An 870-nucleotide genomic window follows, 5' to 3' on the forward strand; every position below is an offset into this window, starting at 1 on the left:
ATGGCGGGCGATGTCGCCGACGGACTTGGCGCGGCGCACGTCGAAGGAGTCGGTGTCGCCGAGTTGTCCGCGGAGCTTCGCTCGACGGGACAGGGCCTGGTCGAAGTCATGGGCGTCGGCGGCGTCCAGGATCGCGTGGGACTCGACCTGCCCGTTCCCGTCCACGTCGTCGAAGTACACCCGCCGTCGGTCGGCGGCGGCTTGCCGCTCTTGCTCGGCGCGGTCGGGGTCGAACCGGATCACCGCTTCAGTGACGAGGCGTTCGAGCTGGGCCCAACCCACGCCCCCGACGGCAGCGAGTTGCCGGTCCACGAACGCTGCGGCGTCAGCGTTGAGCGACCGGGTGAGGTCCGCGATCCGTTCGGCACGCCACGGCTCCAACCTGCCCTCGACCACAGCGGCGTAGACGCCGGGCAGGCGCCAGGCGCACTCGATGATCCGCCCCACGTATCCACGACCACCATCCGGGCTCCTGCCGAGGACGGCGATGAGTTCCATCAGGTTGAACTCACTGACGAGCGGCGCGCCGTCGCCGGCGATCGGGACACCGGTGTCGATCACGCCCTCGACCAGCGTGGCCGCACCCTCGACAGTGGTCACGACGTTGTCCTGGGCCCAGGCGACGACGTCGATCCACTCGTCGACCAGCTCTGCCTGGCGACGGCGAACCCGGGCGCCGACGCGCGGCAGGATCTCGGCCGTCGAGGAGGGCTGGGTTCCGAGTTCCATACATGTATTGGATCACCCAGCACCGACACAACGAAGCAGCGCAAACCTGTCTGTGGACAGAGGAAAGCCCTGATGGTGCTTGTGGGGAGTTGGTGGACGGTGCGGGGTTTCGAGGCTCGTCGCTGGCGCTCCTCGCACCTC

The 870-nt window shown here is 68.6% G+C and carries 1 protein-coding gene; it reads right to left on the reverse strand.

Features of this window, described 5'->3' with window-relative positions:
• Positions 1-729 (reverse strand): DUF222 domain-containing protein (locus ACOADB_RS02190; RefSeq protein ID WP_378596273.1); only part of this gene is annotated, 729 nt, incomplete at its 3' end.
• Between the last annotated feature and the right edge of the window lie 141 nt (positions 730-870).

The organism is Nocardioides sp. CPCC 206348 (assembly GCF_048654705.1).
Lineage (GTDB): Bacteria > Actinomycetota > Actinomycetes > Propionibacteriales > Nocardioidaceae > Nocardioides.